Consider the following 16,134-nt stretch of genomic DNA (forward strand, 5'->3'; position numbering starts at 1 on the left):
ACCGTAGCATGACCTCTCTGCTGGTTATTACGCTGGCCGCCTTTGTGCTGCTGGCGTTGATTATTATTGTGCTGATTAAAACCACCCGATTGCGACTGTGGCAGGGGCTAATCCTTTTTCTGCTGCCGCTGGTGGCGGCTAATCTGCTATGGTTCAGCTGGGCCGTGCCGCAGCAGCAGCAGGCCCGGCAGCATGATCAGGCGGCCAGTTACCTGGCACAGACGCCCGGATATCGGGTACTGCAAACCCAGGAACCGGCATTGTGGCAGCTGCTGACGCAGGAACTGACGCGCCGGGTCCGCGCGGGTGAGCCGGTTGAACAGGCGACGGGCGAACTGCGCGGCTGGCTGCTTGATGTGATTAATCAGCGGCTGATGCGGGGAACCGATGCGGCGGTGGTGAATTACATTGGCGTATCAGTAGAGGAGATGCAGGCACTCAATGCCCGCGATCCTGGCCTGTGCTTCCGTTTTCTCTATCCGCAGGTCAACGGCGGCGTCAATTTAGTGAAAATCCTGCCGCCGTCGCTTAATCACAAAGAGGCCGAGGCAATGGAGCAATTACTGCTTAACAGCGCACCTCAGCAGCAGCCAATGGACAGCGTGCTGGCGCAGCGCGATCTGAAACAGGTGGTTGCGCAGCTTTATCAGCGCTGGGGCGATAAGCTGCAGCAGCTGAATATGCCAGCCGATACCGCCGTTGATCGCTCATCGATGTGCGCCATGTCGATCGATCTCTACAGCGCGATTCTCGCATTACCTGACAAGCGCGCGGCCAACCTGTTACGTAGAATGTTTGCGGTTTCCGGTTAGTTACCGACGTAAAAAAGCCCGCGTAGCGCGGGCACAAAGGTCAGGATTACGTTCTTATTTTGGCTATTACCTGGTGTGGTGCAGACTTCGTTTTGTCTGAATGCATCATGTCATGCTCACTATGATAGCGATAGCCGTTTAATCGAATCGCATTAATCGGTAAAAGCTTGTCAAGTTTTGGTTTTCGCGCATTAGTCTTATGGATGCGCGAGGTGCTGCGATTTACACTGCGCAGCACTGTGAGGATAAATAAATGAAAAAACAGATTATTGGCGCGCTGGCGCTTATTTTGCTGAGCGGTTGTACCGCCAGTAAACCCGGGGCATTTGAACGTATTGACGAAGATGCCAGCTCAAATACTGTCCAGTACCGGTTTGACCCGTTAAAAGTCAATCGGGATGCGATGGAAATTGACCTGGCAAATTACTGTAATAAGAAAGGATTCGATAAAGTGGAATCGCTACCTGCCCAGGACAGTCATATTCCTGGGCTAAAGAAAGCCTGGTTCCAGTGTAATTATGCGGTCAAAAGCTAAATAAAATGGGCGGGATAATTATCCCGCCCTTAATTTTTCTATTTTTATATTATGCTGTGTGACGTCTTTGCCCGTTAGCGGTGATGATGTCCGCCATGATACCCACCGTGATAGCCTCCATGATACCCGCCGCCCCCGTGATGCCAGCCATTGTCGTGACGAGGTTCGATAATACAGCCGCTTAATAATGTTATCAGCCCGACTACCGACGCGACTTTAATTAATCTTTTCATAGGAAACGTCTCCTCTTTTCCAATGACTACGACATTACGCTGGAAAAGTGGAGTGAAGATGCAGGAAATGTAGAGTTATTTATGCAGATATTACTGAATATTTCTGTTTGCGAAAAATGACGCCGCAAAAAGAGAAGGAAATAAGAAAGGGCTGAATAGCGATTATTCTCAGCGAGAATAATCTTAAAAGCAAGCGAAAATAATTCTCATTTAAAATAAATTATAGCTACATTATTAGCAGACGTTTTCAACAGGAGAGAAACATGGCGCATGAAGTGAAAAATGTACTGGCGTTGCAGGCGGAACTGGGTGAATGCCCGCTCTGGTCAACAGAGGAGCAGGTGCTGTGGTGCGTCGATATTCTGGCACCGGCGATTCACCGTTTTGACCCGGTCAGTGGCGAACTGCAGACGTTTCCCCAGCCTGAAGAGGTGGGCTGTATCGGCTTACGTGAACAGGGCGGCCTGATTGCCGCCTTGCGCAGCGGCGTCTGGCTGTTGGATGCGCAGGGTAAACCGCAACAGAAGGTGGCGGATAATCCAGGTGAAGCCGCGCGCAGTCGCTTTAATGATGGCCGTGTCGATCCCTGGGGCAATTTCTGGTGTGGCAGCCTGTGGGAACCGCAGGATAAAAACGGCGGACTGTTATGCCGGGTTACGCCGGAACTGACGCTGGAAGTCAAAGCGCGGGACATCAAAATCTCTAACGGCGTGGCGTTCTCTCCCGATGGTCGCTGGATGTATCACAGCGACACGCCCAACGAGGTGCTCTATCGCTATCCGTTAGATAGCCAGGGTGAACCGGGCGAGCGCAGCGTTTTCCGCCGCTTCGATGCCGCCGGCGGCTTACCGGATGGCGCCGCGGTCGACAGTGAGGGCTATTACTGGTCAGCCCAGTTCGACGGCGGGCGGGTGGTGCGTATTGATCCGCAAAGCAGCGAAATTGTGGAAGAAATCCTGCTGCCGGTGAAATGGCCTACCATGGTGGCGTTTGGCGGGGCGGATCTGAAAACCCTGTTTATCACCAGTTCGCGTGAAGATCGCACCGAAGAAGAACTGGCACGCTATCCTGAGTCAGGCGATATTTTTGCGGTTGAGGTCGACGTGGCGGGCATCGCAGAGCCGCGTTTCCGCGGCTGATCCGAAAGGGCCGCGTGGACGCGGCCCGTAAACATTAGTGGCGCTGCAACACCGCTTTACCCGTCACAGGCTGATGCGGTAAGCGAATGGTCAATGACAGTAACAGTGAGATCACCAGCAGGGTCATAATCAGGCTAAAGGTGACGGTAAAGCCGCCAAACAGCGACGCCACCAGTGAGCCCATTACGCTGCCAATACCAAAGCCGAGATAGAGCAGGCCATAGTTTTTGGTCAGGTTGTTAAGGCCAAAAAAGTCACTGACCAGCGAGGGAAATACGGTAATGGTGCCGCCGAAGCTGAAGGCGATGCAGGCTAACGATAGGAAGAAGGTCGTTTCATTCATGTGGGTAAACAGCAGTACGCTCATTCCCGCCAGCGAAACCACCTGCGCCAGCGAAATCACCCGGATACGCAACATCCTGTCAGATAAGATACCCAGCACCAGACGCCCGCTCAGGTTAGCAATGGCAATCACCGTAACGGCATTGGCAGCAGTCTGCGTGCTCAGATGTACCAGCCCTTCACCGATATCCTTCGCCACGCCAATCACATACAAACCGCTCATGCAGGCAGTCAGGAACATCAGCGCCAGCATCCAGTACTGTGGCAAACGTACCGACTGGGCCAGCGTGTAATCGCGTGCCTGCTGCTGGCTGGCGCTGGCGGCACTTTGTGGCTGGGCATCACGCATCAGCAGGGCTCCGAGTATGATCATCGTCATCGCCAGCACGCCCCAGATAATAAAGGTCTGTTCCAGACCGACACGGGTCAGCAGCGCGCCGCAGATAAATTTGAAGCCCAGACTGCCAAGTCCGTATGCACCAATTGCGCAGGCCGAAATCATACCTTTGCGCTCCGGGAACCACTTCACACAGTTCGACAGCGTCATCAGATAACCGGCGCCATCAGCCAGACCGACCAGCAGGCCAGCGCTGAGGTAGAGCATCATCAGGTTGTCTGCATGGGCGGTCAGCCAGAATCCTGATGCCATCAAGATACCGGCACCGATAGTGACGCGGCGTACACCAAAACGCTCCTGCAATTTTCCCGCCAGCGACGAGGCGATAGCCAGGCCTAAACTCAGCAGGCCAAACGAAAACGCCACCTGACTGATCGAGGCATCCAGCTTTTGCGACAGCTGGCCGTTGAATAAACTCCATGTATAAACCGATCCCAGTGCGAACTGGGTAATCACCGTTCCGATCAGTGTGAGCCAGCGGGTGCGCTGGTGCGAAGCCTGTTGAGTCTGGTTCATGATTTTCTCTCCCGTCCGGGAATCTGGAAACTGCGGACAGAATAGGGCAGCCTTACGCGCGCGTGGCGAACAACGGCATGAACGGAAGCAGGCGCGGCATGAAATGCCGCTGAGAGGGTATGAACGGCCTCCGCTGCAAGATAACCAAAGCGGCAGTTTAATAAGTAAGGGTAAGTAGCCGTAAGATAATGTTTCACTCAGGCGATTATGCCTGCAGCTTTCCAGATTTTTTGCCAGGCTAAGGGTTCACTTATCAGGAGGAAATATGAAAGACCGGACATATGAATCCATCACCAGTGAGGATGAAGTTTGCTGCATTATCGGTCAGGCAGTGATTGAACTGAGTGCTGAACAACAGCCTGTGACCAAATCGACGCTGGCGCTCAAACTGCTGTCGATGGCCGATCGCGATAGTGACGATGAGCGTGTTCTGCTCTACTGGATTGCACGTAAGGCAATCAACCAACCACAAAAACTCATTCAACAGCAGCAATGGGCATGACGCTCATCCGGACGTGGGCCACAGCCCGCCTCCTCGTCAGACGATAGCCCGGCGACGGCTTGCCGGCCAGCGGGCAAACATCACCAGGTTGCCCAGCAAAATCATGACAAGGCCAGGGATGGCGCTGGCATGCCACTGATATCCCTCGTAACGGGTAGAGAAAGCCAGCGCAACCAGCGGAAACAGCACCGTGGTATAGGCGGCCCGGCTGGCACCGATGCGACCCACCAACGTGAAGTAGGCGCCAAAACCGATCACCGACCCAACTATCGCCAGATAGCTCAATGCCGCCAGCCATTGCCCGTTCCAGGTAGGGTAGAGTGAAACGCCCTGCAGCAGTGACACCAGCGCCATCAGCAGCGCACCATACAACATGCCATAACTGTTGGTGGTCAGCACATCGCATTGCCGCCGTTGATGGCGCTGACTGATCATATTGCCGAACGAAAAGCCCAGCGTGCCGAGCGCGCTCAATCCCATTCCCCACAACAATTCACCAGATGCCTGGGTTTCACGCAGATCATGCCAGAACAGCGCCACGATGCCTGCCATACCCAGCAACACCGCCGGAATCAGACGCGGCGAAGGGCGCTGGCCGAAGAAAATCCAGCTATTGATGGCGTTATACATCACGGCCATGGAAAAAATGACCGACTCAAGCCCGCTACTGATATACCCGGACGCGTAATAGAAGCAGACAAAGTTGAAGCCAAACACGCAGCCGCCCTGCAGCAGGCAGAACAGATGATCGTGCAGGCTCAGGCGATGCAGGCGCTTCACCGCTTTAAGCAGCAGTAACATCACCACTGAAGCCAGTAAAAAGCGCCAGAACACGGCAACGGTCACCGCACTGGTGCCAACCGACTGTTGCGCATAAATGGCAATCCAGGTGGTGCCCCAGATCAGCACCACCGAGAGATATAAAAACAGATTCATCGTCGCGTTCCTTACCCTAAAGCCCGCAGTGTGCAGCTTTAGCGCAGGCGGCGCTTGCATCAGGCTGCGGCAGATTTGCAAAATCTTGCGCATTTTTATGATGCGTCCCGATGTGGTCTGTTCTCTGTCCCGTCAGATCCGTAAACTGGCACTCTGTTCCCCTGAAGCTGATACCCGGATGCGTACTTACCAGACGTTTGAAACCCTGCAACGCCATAAAGCGCAGCTGCGCGATCGGGTGGAGCTGCGAAATGGTCTGCAACTGGCGGCCTGGTTTAACAGCGGCGATCGCGTCACGACGCTCAGCGATCACCATACGCTGAGTCTGTATGTGGAAGGGGGCTACGATACCTGGCATAAAACCGCGCAGGGCTGGCGTAATGGCGGCGGACCGGATCGTTTCTGCCTGATGCCGGCGGGGATAGAATCGACCTGGGATCTGCGTGCCGATCTCGCCTTTGTTCACCTTTACTGCAGCGAGCCCCAGCTGCGCCAGCTGGCTGAGCAGGTATGGGATCGCAGTCCGGCGAAGCTAAATCTGCACGAGAAAATCTTCTCTGCCGACCCGCGCATTACCCAGCTCTATCGGCATTTTTTGCTGAGCTGCGACTGGCAACAGCCTGCAAGCCAGCTCACGCTGAGCAGTGCGACAACGTTATTACTGACTCATCTGCTGCAGGAATATAGCGAAGTACAGTGGCAACTGCCTCAGGTGCGGGGCGGGCTGGCGCCTGCCGTATTGCGTCGGGTTCTTGAATTTATCGATGCGCATCTCGATCAGCCGTTAACGCTGGCCGATCTGGCGAGCGAAGCGGCACTGAGTGAGTATCACTTTGCCCGTATGTTTCGTCACTCAGCGGGTGAGGCCCCTCATCAGTTTGTGATGCGACGCCGTATGCTGCGTGCCCGGATGCTGTTGACGCAGCCAGCATTAACCCTTACTGACATCGCGTTGCAGTGCGGTTTTCACTCTTCCAGCCACTTCAGCCACCGTTTTCGTCAGGTACACGGCGTTACGCCCTCGGCTTACCGCAAGGCAAAGCCTCATCAGCCGGATTGATAGACGCCGCGTTTTGCGGCAATAACCGCAGACTGCGATAACGTTACAACGCGCTTAGCGACTGGCCGTTGTGGTGCAACGTCTGGTGGCGGCCAGACAACAAAAACCTCGCCGAAGCGAGGTGGTTTTCAGCGACAGGTCGTTACTGAAGAGTGAACTGCCATGAGCCCATCGGCTTGCGCACCAGCGTCATGGTTTTTTCCTCGCCATCAATCACCACATAATACTGTTCATTTATTTTGAGGCCTCTGGGAAAGGATTCATTGCCCTCATAGCGTACGGTGATTTTATTGCCGAACACCTCTGCATCAGCCTGCTGACCAAACTGGGGCAGGGTAATTTTCTTTTTCACACCTTTGGTCCTCGTTTTGATAAATCGGGGTCAAAACTCATCTGATTTTACTCATTCTACGCTGCGGATTTGTTGTCAGCACACCGCTTCACCGCTCTGAGCATCCTCTCCTGATCCAGCATGACTGCGGTCAGCCGCTTTTTCAATCTGACAGTCTCTTATTCGGGTCATCTCTGCCGCCAAAGTTTAGCATCACTTCAGCGTGCGCCGGATGCCAGCCTTCTGCTCAATAAGAGACGACGAGCAGTTACATTTCCCTCTCTTTATGCACAAAAATAATATTAAGCAATGTTTAAGTAAAAACAAAAAATCCACTTTCAACACAATGGTGAACATTTCGTTTACCGGCCTACGACCCGGCTCTCATATTTACATAAAAAGCAGAGGATCACATTCCACAGGAAAGTGATGAGGCTTTATACGATTTTAAACGGGGAGTTACATTGATCAATTAGCGCACACCCTTATCTCATGGGGTTTGTAGAGTATGTCTTGAGAAAATTCTTATAAATCAATTTGATGATCTATTGTTGTTAAACTTGCATTTTGTAAACTTTAGTTACATCTTTTCATTTCCAATCACACAACCAATGTTTCTAAACTTCGTCAATGAGCACTTATCTGAAATTTTAAATTTTCAGAGAAAGACTTAAAAACAGGTGTCATGCTCGCTGATGAATGGAATCTGCCCGATTACAGACTCGTGTTTTCGGGTAGCGTGAATGGGGAAGGGATTGTTTAAAGGTAAGTCTTTCTTATTAATTTTTCAGTGGCATTAACCGCTTCTATTACTCCATAGAACAGGGACAGCCATGTCTAACTCCTATCAGTCCGAGATCCCTAAGGCCCGCGTTAACATCCAGCTCAGCCTGCATACCGGCGGCGCACAGAAAAAAATCGAACTCCCGCTCAAGCTGATGGTAATCGGCGATTACAGCAATGGCGCAGAGCAACGTCCGGTGTCGGAACGTGAGACCGTCAGCGTCAATAAAAACAACTTCGACAGCGTAATGACAGGATTCTTGCCTGCCGTTCATCTGTCAGTCGAAAACACCCTGGCCGGCGATGGCAGCGAAGAGAGTGTCAGCCTTTCCTTCAGTGAGATGAAAGATTTCGAGCCAGAACAGATTGCGCGTCAAATCCCGCAACTCCGGGCCATGCTCGCCATGCGCAACCTGCTCCGTGACCTTAAAGCTAACCTGCTGGACAACGTGACCTTCCGTAAAGAGCTGGAAAAAATCCTGCTCGACCCGGCGCTCAGCGCTGAATTGCGCGGTGAGTTATCTGCTCTGGCACCGAAACAGCCGTAACGGTCCCGATGATTTAACGGATTAATGAAGGAAATGCTGATGTCTGTAAAAAATGAGAATGCCGCGGGTAGCGAAAGCATCGTGCTGGAACGTCCGGAAGCCGGGGGCGTGTATGCCTCCTTGTTTGAAAAAATCAACCTGAACCCGGTCTCTGAACTGAGCGCCCTGGATATCTGGCAGGACAGCCAGGCGATGTCTGATGCCACCGCTGATGAGCGACTGACCGCCGGAATGCAGGTTTTCCTTGAGTGCCTGACTAAATCGGGTTCAAAAGTTGAAAAGCTGGATAAGACGCTGATTGACCATCATATCGCCGAGCTTGATTACCAGATCAGCCGCCAGCTGGATGCGGTGATGCATCATGAGGAATTTCAGAAAACAGAAAGTACCTGGCGTGGGCTGAAGTCACTGGTGGACAAAACTGACTTCCGTCAGAACGTCAAAATTGAGTTACTTGACCTGTCTAAAGAGGATATGCGTCAGGATTTTGAAGACGCGCCGGAGATTATTCAGAGCGGATTATACCAGCATACCTATACCGCAGAGTACGACAGCCCGGGTGGCGAGCCGATTGCCGCGCTGATTTCTGCCTTTGAATTTGATGCCTCGGCGCAGGATATCGCCCTGCTGCGCAACATCTCGAAGGTGTCCGCAGCGGCACATATGCCGTTTATCGGCTCTGCCGGCCCGCAGTTCTTCCTGAAAAGCTCGATGGAAGAGGTGGCGGCGATTAAAGATATTGGCAACTACTTTGACCGGGCAGAATACATCAAATGGAAATCTTTCCGTGAAACGGACGACAGCCGCTATATCGGGCTGGTGATGCCACGCGTGCTGGGGCGCCTGCCTTACGGACCTGATACCGTGCCGGTGCGCAGCTTCAATTACATTGAGGAAGTAAAGGGGCCGGATCACGATAAATACCTGTGGACCAATGCTTCGTTTGCTTTTGCCGCCAACATGGTGAAAAGCTTCATCAACAACGGCTGGTGTGTGCAAATCCGGGGTCCGCAGGCCGGCGGCGCTGTGCAGGATCTGCCTATCCATCTGTACGATCTCGGCACCGGTAATCAGGTGAAGATCCCCTCTGAAGTGATGATTCCGGAAACCCGTGAATTTGAGTTCGCCAACCTTGGTTTCATCCCGCTGTCCTACTACAAAAACCGCGATTACGCCTGCTTCTTCTCTGCCAACTCCACCCAAAAGCCGGCGTTGTACGACACGGCAGATGCGACGGCCAACAGCCGCATCAACGCCCGTTTGCCCTATATCTTCCTGCTGTCACGTATCGCGCACTATCTGAAGCTCATTCAGCGCGAAAACATCGGCACCACCAAGGATCGCCGTTTACTCGAGCTGGAGCTCAATACCTGGGTGCGCAGTCTGGTGACTGAAATGACCGATCCGGGCGACGAGTTGCAGGCGTCACACCCGCTGCGTGATGCAAAAGTAGTGGTTGAAGATATCGAGGACAACCCCGGCTTCTTCCGCGTGAAACTGTTTGCCGTGCCACATTTCCAGGTGGAAGGCATGGACGTCAATCTGTCGCTGGTTTCCCAGATGCCGAAAGCCAAATCGTAAGCTAAGGCAGGAAGCTAATGAAAACGGAACAACCATTATGGGGCAGGGGCCAGATGGTCTCTCCCCAGCACTTCCAGCAACAGGCTGCCTATGCGGCCTGGTCTGTGGAATGTATCGCCCGACTGGGTTTATCACAGCCCTGGGGAGTGATAAATGTCGCTTTCGAACCGGAAGCACTAAAACTGGGCCGTCTGCAGGCTCGTCATCTGCATGTCCGTTTTCAGGACGGTACGCTGATTGATACTGACAATGCCGACGAGCTGCCACCGGTACTGTCGCTTGAAAGCGCTTCACATGAGGAGCGGGTGGTTCTGGCTCTTCCGCTGCTGCGATCGAATGGCGGTAACTGCCTCAAACCTGATGAGGTGGCCGAGCGTCCTGTTCGTTATCGCCAGCGCTGGCGGGATGTCCGCAATGCCTTTGGAGACGACACCCGTCAGATTGCGGTGATGCAGCCAGAGCTGACTCTGCGTTTCGCCCATCAGAACAACAGCGATTACCTGACCTGTCCGGTCGCTCATCTGCAGCAGGATTCACAGGGGAACTGGGTACCCGATGAAACCTGGCTTCCGCCACTGCTGACTCTGCAGGGCAGCCGCTGGCTGGTGACACAGCTGGAACAGCTGATGACGCAACTGCGCGCTCGTCTGAGTCGGCTGATGGATATGCGCCGGGAAAGTAACGAGCGCATGGCCGATTTTGCCGTGGCTGATGTGTCTCTGTTCTGGCTGCTCAATGCCCTGAACAGTGCGGAGCCGGTGCTGGGACAGTTTCAGCGTCATCCGCAAAGTCCACCGGAGCGCCTGTACCCGGAACTGGCACGCCTTGCGGGCAGCCTGCTGACCTTCTCGCTGGAACACCAGGTGAGTGCTATTCCTGTATGGCAGCATGAGCAGCTGAATAACGTCTTCCCGCCGCTGTTTGATCTACTGGGCGACCTGCTGGAAGCCAGCCTGCCATCGCGGGTGGTGGCGATTCAGCTCGAGCATGATGCCCGACTTCACTTCTGGCAGGCTCGTCTGCATGACCCACGCCTGCGCGAAGGGGCTGATTATTACCTCTCCGTGCGATCGCCGTTGCCCGTGGCGCAGTTGCAGGAGCAGTTCCCGCGTCAGTGCAAGGTCGGCAGTCCCGATCATGTCAGGAGTATCGTTAATTCATCGCGGGTGGGTATACCTCTGACGCCGCTGCGCCATGTGCCGGCCGCCATTCCACTGCGTCTGGAAAACCAGTATTTCAGCCTTGATGCCTCTCATCCACTGGCCACCGAAATGCTCCAGGGTGGCACCTGCATGTTTTACGTTCCTGGAATGCTTGGCGAGCCTGAACTTGAACTCTTTGCGGTACTGAGAACATGAGTGCATATCAAGGCAGTACTGCCGCATCTGTTGATATCGATATGCTGCTTCAGGACACCTTACTGCAGGTGATCAGCCTGCGTAACGGCCCGGAGTTTCAGGACGGTGAAGGCCGGATGTTGTGGGATCGCTGTATTGCTGATGTGGAGCGCGTGCAGCGTGAGCTTAAAGCGAGTGAACTCGATGAAGCCAGTTGTCAGCATATTCTCACAGCACAGTGTGCGCTGATCGATGAGGTGGTCAAAGGTCGCGGTGTGGAGGATGACGCCTGTGTGCAATGGTATGACATTCCGCTGCAGGGGTATTTCCTCGGCACTATGGACGCTGGCGACACACTGTGCGATCGGATGCGTGATGTGCTACGTGAACCGGTTCCTGACCACGCTGTTGTGACCTGCTTCCAGCGAGTCATGATGGTGGGATTCCTCGGTAGTTTCCGCTCGCTGAACGACCCGGAACGCCAGAAACTCATCAACATACTCAGTGAACATGTCACGCCATACAGCTATCCGCAAGCGCATCCGGTACTGGCGGAAAGCCGTGCCGGACGAGGGATGGGAGGCTGGCTGGCGTCATGGCCCATTCGTATTGGCTTGAGCGTGGTGGTGATCGCCGCGCTCTGGTGGGCACTGGATCACTGGCTGGATCAGACGCTACTGACCCTGTTGCCGGGGGCCGTGAAATGAGCCCTGCACAGCAGCGCGGGCTTGCGATGTGGGCCGCCCTGCTGAGTACAGTGGTCTGCCTGGGTTTTGTGCCGGTATCCCGACTGGTTTCTGTGCTCATTCTGGTGGCGCTATTGGGGCTTATCCTGGCGTTCTGGACTGTCAAAAGTCGTCGTGCTGAGCACGATGACACCCTGCCTCTGGATGATCTACCTGAAGCCACTTACCGTCAGCCGGTGGTGCTGGTCTGTGGCGATCTGCCGCAGGTCTGGCCTCATCAGTCACTGGTGCTCACGGTCACGCAGGGGTGCTGGATTCGCGTGGAGGACCCTCAGAATCTGGAGCAGGCAGCTCGTCAGGTCCTGCGGCTGCGTCCTGACTGGGGACCTCAGTTGTCGGTGATGGTCAGTGTTTGCCCGCAGAAGCACGCTGACAGCGAGCGACTTTCCCGTTGCCTGCTGACCCGGGACTACAACTACCGCCAGGCCACGGAGGACATGAACGCGCGGGTGGATGCAACCCGCGGGGATGTCACCACCTGTGGTGATGCCTATCACTATGCTGATAACTATCTGACACCGGGAAATCACCATGACCGCAATCCGGCCCCGGAGTCCGGGGCGTTTTATGCCCGCATTCGTCATGAGCGCTACCTGAATGGCCAGACGCAGACCCGTGCCATCACCGGCTGTCCGACTCTCTCGCCGGGTCAGGTACTCAAAGTCACCGGCGGCTACGAAGTGGCAGAGGTGTTCGCGCAGGGCGTGGTCGTCACGGCGATGCACAGCCATGCGCGACGTGATGAGGACTTCAGCGTCAGCTTTGACGGCATCCCGGACAGCACTGATTTTAGTTTCCGTCCTGAGCCTGGCACACGTCCCGTGATGGCCGGCACATTGCCGGCACGCGTCACCAGTACCACCGAAAACGACACCTACGGCCATATCGATAAAGACGGGCGCTACCGCGTTCACATGATGTTTGACCGCGAAGACCGGGAAACGGGCTTTGAGAGCCTGTGGGTGCGCCAGTCCCGCCCGTATGCCGGCGACACTTACGGCCTGCACCTGCCGCTGCTGGCGGGCACCGAAGTGGCGATTGGCTTTGAGGACGGCAACCCGGACCGGCCGTACATCGCCGGCGTGCTGCACGACTCGGCGCACGGTGACCCCGTCACCATCCGCAACTACAAACGCAACGTGCTGCGCACCCCGGCCAACAACAAAATCCGCCTCGACGACGAGCGCGGGAAAGAGCACATCAAGGTCAGTACGGAGTACGGTGGCAAGAGCCAGCTGAATTTGGGTCACCTGGTCGACAGCGAAAAGCAGAAGCGCGGCGAGGGTTTTGAACTCAGAACCGACAGCTGGGGAGCCATCCGGGCGCAGAAAGGGTTGTTCATCAGCGCTGATGGCCAGACGAAAGCACAGGGTCAGGTGCTGGAGATGGCACCGGCCATCAGCAATCTGGGTGATGCCCGGGAGCAGATGACGTCCATTTCCGATGACGCGCAGAAGGCGACCGCGAACCCGGCCGATCTCCAGGCGCAAATCAAACTGCTGGAACAGCAGCTGACGGACCTCAAAAAATCAGTGCTGCTGCTCAGCGCACCGGAGGGTATGGCGCTGACCAGCGGACAACATCTGCAGGTATCTGCTGGGCAGAACCTGATAGCCACAGCTGGTAAAAATGCAGATGTCAGCGTGGTGAAAAATCTGTTCATCGGGGTGGGCAATGCCCTGAGCGTGTTTGTCCGCAAGCTGGGGATCAGGCTCATCGCGAACCAGGGGCCGGTAAAAATACAGGCGCAGAATAACCTGATGGAACTGGTGGCGCGTGGGGAACTCAGTATTACCAGCACTGAGGATGAGATCCACATTACGGCAAATAAGCGTGTGGTGATTAATGGTGGCGGAAGTTATATCAACCTGGATGCCAACGGCATCGAATCTGCCACGCTGGGTGAGTACCGGACAAAAGCCGGGTTCTACGGGCGCAAAGAGAAGGCTAATAACCCCGAACAATTCCCGAGCATTGCCCTGGAAACCACCGAACCTTCCCGCAAATTCAGCTTTTCCTGACAGGGAGTCAGTTTATGATTATCAGCCCACCGCTTCTGAAAGCGAAAAATGCCCATGAAACCGATGCGGCGTGGATTGAAAGAGTGATGACCGTAGTTGACCGCCGCGACTACCCGGTTAATGGCCATGGCTCATGGCATGGCGGGATCCACATAGCCCATACTGATGGCGGCAGGCCTTTTGAGAGTGTAAGAGCTGTTGCGGATGGGATCGTGGTTTCCGTGCGTAAAAGTTCAGGCATCGATAAACGGGATAAGGCACCGCTGAACCTCAATGCGGATCAACCAGATGTCAAAGGCAGTGACGATGGCTACGTGCTGCTGAAGCACGAAACGGAGATCGGCAGTGGTGAGGGTGCGAAAGTGGTCTTTTATTCGCTTTACATGCACCTGAAGTCGCTTGAATCAACAGTGAAAGTCGGTGAGAAGGTGTACCGGAAAGATCCGCTTGGCACCTCCGGGATGGTCGATGCGGTCAATGCCTTCCATTTCCAGATTTTCTGCGATGACGACAACATCAGCAAACTGACGGGCAGGAAATCAGGAGAGCTGGATATTTCGAAGAATGGTCGCACCGATGCGGTTTATGGTGATATTCACTTTTATCTGCCACCGCAGACAAAGTTTTATGACAAGGCCCCTGCAGATAACAGCACTTCTATCACCGGACTTTCTGAACTCTATACCAGCAATACGCCTCTGTATGTCAGTATGACTCTGGCCCAAGGCAGCTGCACGATGGTGACCCGACAGAAGAACACACAGACTGACGGGAAGTATGATTTGCTGGGCGAACCACTGGTTAACGCTGACGGTGAAGACTACGAATATAATCTCTATAAAACCGCGATGCGGAACTATAAGCAAAGCCCCAGCGCCGGGTTTGAGTTGCTTCGTTTTGGGCGGGTTATCAATACTGAGCATGAAACTCTGGTGCCAGCGGATGCGCCATTATGGATGACCGTCAGCTATCCCGGAGGGCAGGGCGTGGTCAATCTTGCGGATGCGAAGATTAAAAAGTTCAGTGACGCTGATTTCCCGCACTGGACAGGATGGCTACTGGTTGATGATGACAACGATACACACAGTCAGTGTAATTCGGCGATCATAAGAAAGTTGCAGGAAGAAGGCAGTTACGAAACTCAAAGCAACAGGCTTATCTGCTGTTTACCATTCGAGTGGGAAAAAAGCACAATAGATGCCAGATATAAATGGTTGATGACCGGTCTGCCCTGGGAGCAGTGTACGCCGGAAAAAACGGCCATATGGCAGGTTCCCGGGTCACAGGAATCAAATGAACGTACGCTAATGAGCGAGGAAGACTATGGCAAATTTAAGCAACACGCAGAAGCGCTGTGTTTTGATTCCGGCTCTCTCGGTAGCGGAAAATTGTGGCATATAGAACCTAAAGTATTTATTTCCCACTTTCGTAAATGTAATTGGCTCAGTCGAGAAGAATTTAAACAAGTTGTACCACGTAATATAATAAGACCTTCGGGTTCTCGTTATAGTTGGGAACCAGTCACGTTTCATGAAAGTGATACATCTGTCTTCTCAAAACATTATCCAATGCTGAATAAGATGTTTAGAAAGTATTGCATTAACACACCTTTCAGATTGGTGAGTTTTTTAGGGAATTCAGTACAGGAAACTAAATGGCTGAATGTAACTAGAGAAGATTATCGATATTCTGCTACAGACGATCATGGGCATAGATACCATTATAATATTTGGTATTTCCCGTGGTATGGTAGGGGGTTCCTGCAGTTAACTAACCCTGATAATTTCTATAAATATTTTACATATCGGGGAAGGTCATTTAATAAAGATGTTCGAGACGAATTGGTCAGGGACTACAGAAGGGTCCAAGGTGACCGTGCTCTCAGGGAACGGGAAAAAAGATTAGATAACAGGATTCTATATGACGGACAACATCCTAGCCTTGAGCAAGAAGTGGTGTCTTGGCGTGAAAATGTCGATGTTGGACAATTCGACCCATCCGATAGCGCAGGGTTTTATTGGTCATTAACCGGCATGGCAAAATATGCCGATGAAGCTCATGAACTACAGAGGCAGGCAGTGACTGCAGGGCATGGTATTAAGATCTATTATCGTAGCCCAGCATTCTGGCGGGCGAGTGCAACTGTGAATTTGCCAGGAGCTATCAGCAGACGAAATTATCAAGGTATAAATGGATTTATAGAGCGTTGCTGCGCATATACTTGTGCCTTGGCTGTGTTAACAGAAATTAACTTCCCAGATGAAAACAATGCGTTTACTTTAGATAAACCTGAAGGCATTGTGTTAAGGAGATAA

At 53.5% G+C, this 16,134-nt stretch carries 15 protein-coding genes; 11 read left to right on the forward strand and 4 right to left on the reverse strand.

The genetic code is table 11. The features are described from left to right. The first annotated feature begins 8 nt into the window (after positions 1 to 8). Positions 9 to 812 carry a hypothetical protein gene (locus AABB92_RS01235; RefSeq protein ID WP_031375884.1) on the forward strand — a complete coding sequence of 268 codons (804 nt, stop codon included), beginning with the start codon at positions 9 to 11 and terminating at the stop codon, positions 810 to 812. A 253-nt stretch (positions 813 to 1,065) separates the two neighbouring features. Next, positions 1,066 to 1,347 carry a putative periplasmic lipoprotein gene (locus tag AABB92_RS01240; RefSeq protein ID WP_031375885.1) on the forward strand — a complete coding sequence of 94 codons (282 nt, stop codon included), beginning with the start codon at positions 1,066 to 1,068 and terminating at the stop codon, positions 1,345 to 1,347. A gap of 74 nt (positions 1,348 to 1,421) precedes the next feature. Here the strand turns inward: AABB92_RS01240 and AABB92_RS01245 are convergent, their stop codons facing one another. After that, positions 1,422 to 1,580, reverse strand: coding sequence for a hypothetical protein (locus AABB92_RS01245; RefSeq protein WP_162836811.1), 159 nt, complete (start codon positions 1,578 to 1,580; stop codon positions 1,422 to 1,424). A 263-nt stretch (positions 1,581 to 1,843) separates the two neighbouring features. Between AABB92_RS01245 and AABB92_RS01250 the strand changes: the two genes are divergently transcribed. After that, the gene (locus tag AABB92_RS01250; RefSeq protein ID WP_031375886.1) at positions 1,844 to 2,719 is read left to right on the forward strand and encodes an SMP-30/gluconolactonase/LRE family protein; all 876 of its coding nucleotides are present in this window, start codon (positions 1,844 to 1,846) and stop codon (positions 2,717 to 2,719) included. A gap of 34 nt (positions 2,720 to 2,753) precedes the next feature. On the opposite strand, the gene AABB92_RS01255 is transcribed toward AABB92_RS01250, so the two are convergent. Further along, positions 2,754 to 3,974 (reverse strand): L-lactate MFS transporter, encoded by a 1,221-nt coding sequence (locus AABB92_RS01255; protein WP_031375887.1) that lies wholly within the window; start codon positions 3,972 to 3,974, stop codon positions 2,754 to 2,756. A 265-nt stretch (positions 3,975 to 4,239) separates the two neighbouring features. Between AABB92_RS01255 and AABB92_RS01260 the strand changes: the two genes are divergently transcribed. After that, positions 4,240 to 4,476 (forward strand): hypothetical protein, encoded by a 237-nt coding sequence (locus AABB92_RS01260; RefSeq protein ID WP_031375888.1) that lies wholly within the window; start codon positions 4,240 to 4,242, stop codon positions 4,474 to 4,476. 36 nt (positions 4,477 to 4,512) lie between these two features. Here AABB92_RS01260 and AABB92_RS01265 read toward each other — a convergent pair whose 3' ends face one another. After that, positions 4,513 to 5,412, reverse strand: a complete 900-nt coding sequence (locus AABB92_RS01265) for a DMT family transporter (protein ID WP_031375889.1) — start codon at positions 5,410 to 5,412, stop codon at positions 4,513 to 4,515. 178 nt (positions 5,413 to 5,590) lie between these two features. Here AABB92_RS01265 and AABB92_RS01270 point away from each other — a divergent pair, with 178 nt between their 5' ends. Then, positions 5,591 to 6,472 carry a helix-turn-helix domain-containing protein gene (locus AABB92_RS01270; RefSeq protein ID WP_031375890.1) on the forward strand — a complete coding sequence of 294 codons (882 nt, stop codon included), beginning with the start codon at positions 5,591 to 5,593 and terminating at the stop codon, positions 6,470 to 6,472. A gap of 142 nt (positions 6,473 to 6,614) precedes the next feature. Here AABB92_RS01270 and AABB92_RS01275 read toward each other — a convergent pair whose 3' ends face one another. Next, a complete protein-coding gene (locus AABB92_RS01275) occupies positions 6,615 to 6,824 on the reverse strand; it encodes a hypothetical protein (protein ID WP_031375891.1) in 210 nt (69 codons plus the stop codon). Between the two features lie 812 nt (positions 6,825 to 7,636). On the opposite strand from AABB92_RS01275, the gene tssB reads away from it, so the two are divergent. The 6 genes from tssB to AABB92_RS01305 are packed head-to-tail and all read left to right on the forward strand — an operon-like array spanning position 7,637 to position 16,134. Further along, positions 7,637 to 8,134, forward strand: coding sequence for a type VI secretion system contractile sheath small subunit (gene tssB / locus AABB92_RS01280; RefSeq protein WP_031375892.1), 498 nt, complete (start codon positions 7,637 to 7,639; stop codon positions 8,132 to 8,134). A gap of 33 nt (positions 8,135 to 8,167) precedes the next feature. Beyond that, positions 8,168 to 9,715, forward strand: a complete 1,548-nt coding sequence (gene tssC / locus AABB92_RS01285) for a type VI secretion system contractile sheath large subunit (protein ID WP_031375893.1) — start codon at positions 8,168 to 8,170, stop codon at positions 9,713 to 9,715. 17 nt (positions 9,716 to 9,732) lie between these two features. Next, positions 9,733 to 11,073 (forward strand): type VI secretion system baseplate subunit TssK, encoded by a 1,341-nt coding sequence (gene tssK, locus AABB92_RS01290; protein WP_031375894.1) that lies wholly within the window; start codon positions 9,733 to 9,735, stop codon positions 11,071 to 11,073. Next, a complete protein-coding gene (gene tssL / locus AABB92_RS01295; RefSeq protein WP_031375895.1) occupies positions 11,070 to 11,759 on the forward strand; it encodes a type VI secretion system protein TssL, short form in 690 nt (229 codons plus the stop codon). The genes tssK and tssL overlap by 4 nt, the downstream gene beginning before the upstream one ends. After that, the gene (locus tag AABB92_RS01300; protein ID WP_238585821.1) at positions 11,756 to 13,819 is read left to right on the forward strand and encodes a DUF2345 domain-containing protein; all 2,064 of its coding nucleotides are present in this window, start codon (positions 11,756 to 11,758) and stop codon (positions 13,817 to 13,819) included. Before tssL ends, AABB92_RS01300 begins: the two co-directional genes overlap by 4 nt. A 14-nt stretch (positions 13,820 to 13,833) precedes the next feature. Then, a complete protein-coding gene (locus AABB92_RS01305; protein ID WP_031375897.1) occupies positions 13,834 to 16,134 on the forward strand; it encodes a peptidoglycan DD-metalloendopeptidase family protein in 2,301 nt (766 codons plus the stop codon).

Source organism: Pantoea brenneri (assembly GCF_038594305.1).
GTDB lineage: Bacteria > Pseudomonadota > Gammaproteobacteria > Enterobacterales > Enterobacteriaceae > Pantoea > Pantoea brenneri.

Coding starts and splice junctions, on each gene's coding strand:
- AABB92_RS01235 (WP_031375884.1), top strand. CDS start 9: ATGACCTCTCTGCTGGTTATTACGCTGGCCGCCTTTGTGCTGCTGGCG.
- AABB92_RS01240 (WP_031375885.1), top strand. CDS start 1,066: ATGAAAAAACAGATTATTGGCGCGCTGGCGCTTATTTTGCTGAGCGGT.
- AABB92_RS01245 (WP_162836811.1), bottom strand. CDS start 1,580: ATGAAAAGATTAATTAAAGTCGCGTCGGTAGTCGGGCTGATAACATTA.
- AABB92_RS01250 (WP_031375886.1), top strand. CDS start 1,844: ATGGCGCATGAAGTGAAAAATGTACTGGCGTTGCAGGCGGAACTGGGT.
- AABB92_RS01255 (WP_031375887.1), bottom strand. CDS start 3,974: ATGAACCAGACTCAACAGGCTTCGCACCAGCGCACCCGCTGGCTCACA.
- AABB92_RS01260 (WP_031375888.1), top strand. CDS start 4,240: ATGAAAGACCGGACATATGAATCCATCACCAGTGAGGATGAAGTTTGC.
- AABB92_RS01265 (WP_031375889.1), bottom strand. CDS start 5,412: ATGAATCTGTTTTTATATCTCTCGGTGGTGCTGATCTGGGGCACCACC.
- AABB92_RS01270 (WP_031375890.1), top strand. CDS start 5,591: ATGCGTACTTACCAGACGTTTGAAACCCTGCAACGCCATAAAGCGCAG.
- tssB (WP_031375892.1), top strand. CDS start 7,637: ATGTCTAACTCCTATCAGTCCGAGATCCCTAAGGCCCGCGTTAACATC.
- tssC (WP_031375893.1), top strand. CDS start 8,168: ATGCTGATGTCTGTAAAAAATGAGAATGCCGCGGGTAGCGAAAGCATC.
- tssK (WP_031375894.1), top strand. CDS start 9,733: ATGAAAACGGAACAACCATTATGGGGCAGGGGCCAGATGGTCTCTCCC.
- tssL (WP_031375895.1), top strand. CDS start 11,070: ATGAGTGCATATCAAGGCAGTACTGCCGCATCTGTTGATATCGATATG.
- AABB92_RS01300 (WP_238585821.1), top strand. CDS start 11,756: ATGAGCCCTGCACAGCAGCGCGGGCTTGCGATGTGGGCCGCCCTGCTG.
- AABB92_RS01305 (WP_031375897.1), top strand. CDS start 13,834: ATGATTATCAGCCCACCGCTTCTGAAAGCGAAAAATGCCCATGAAACC.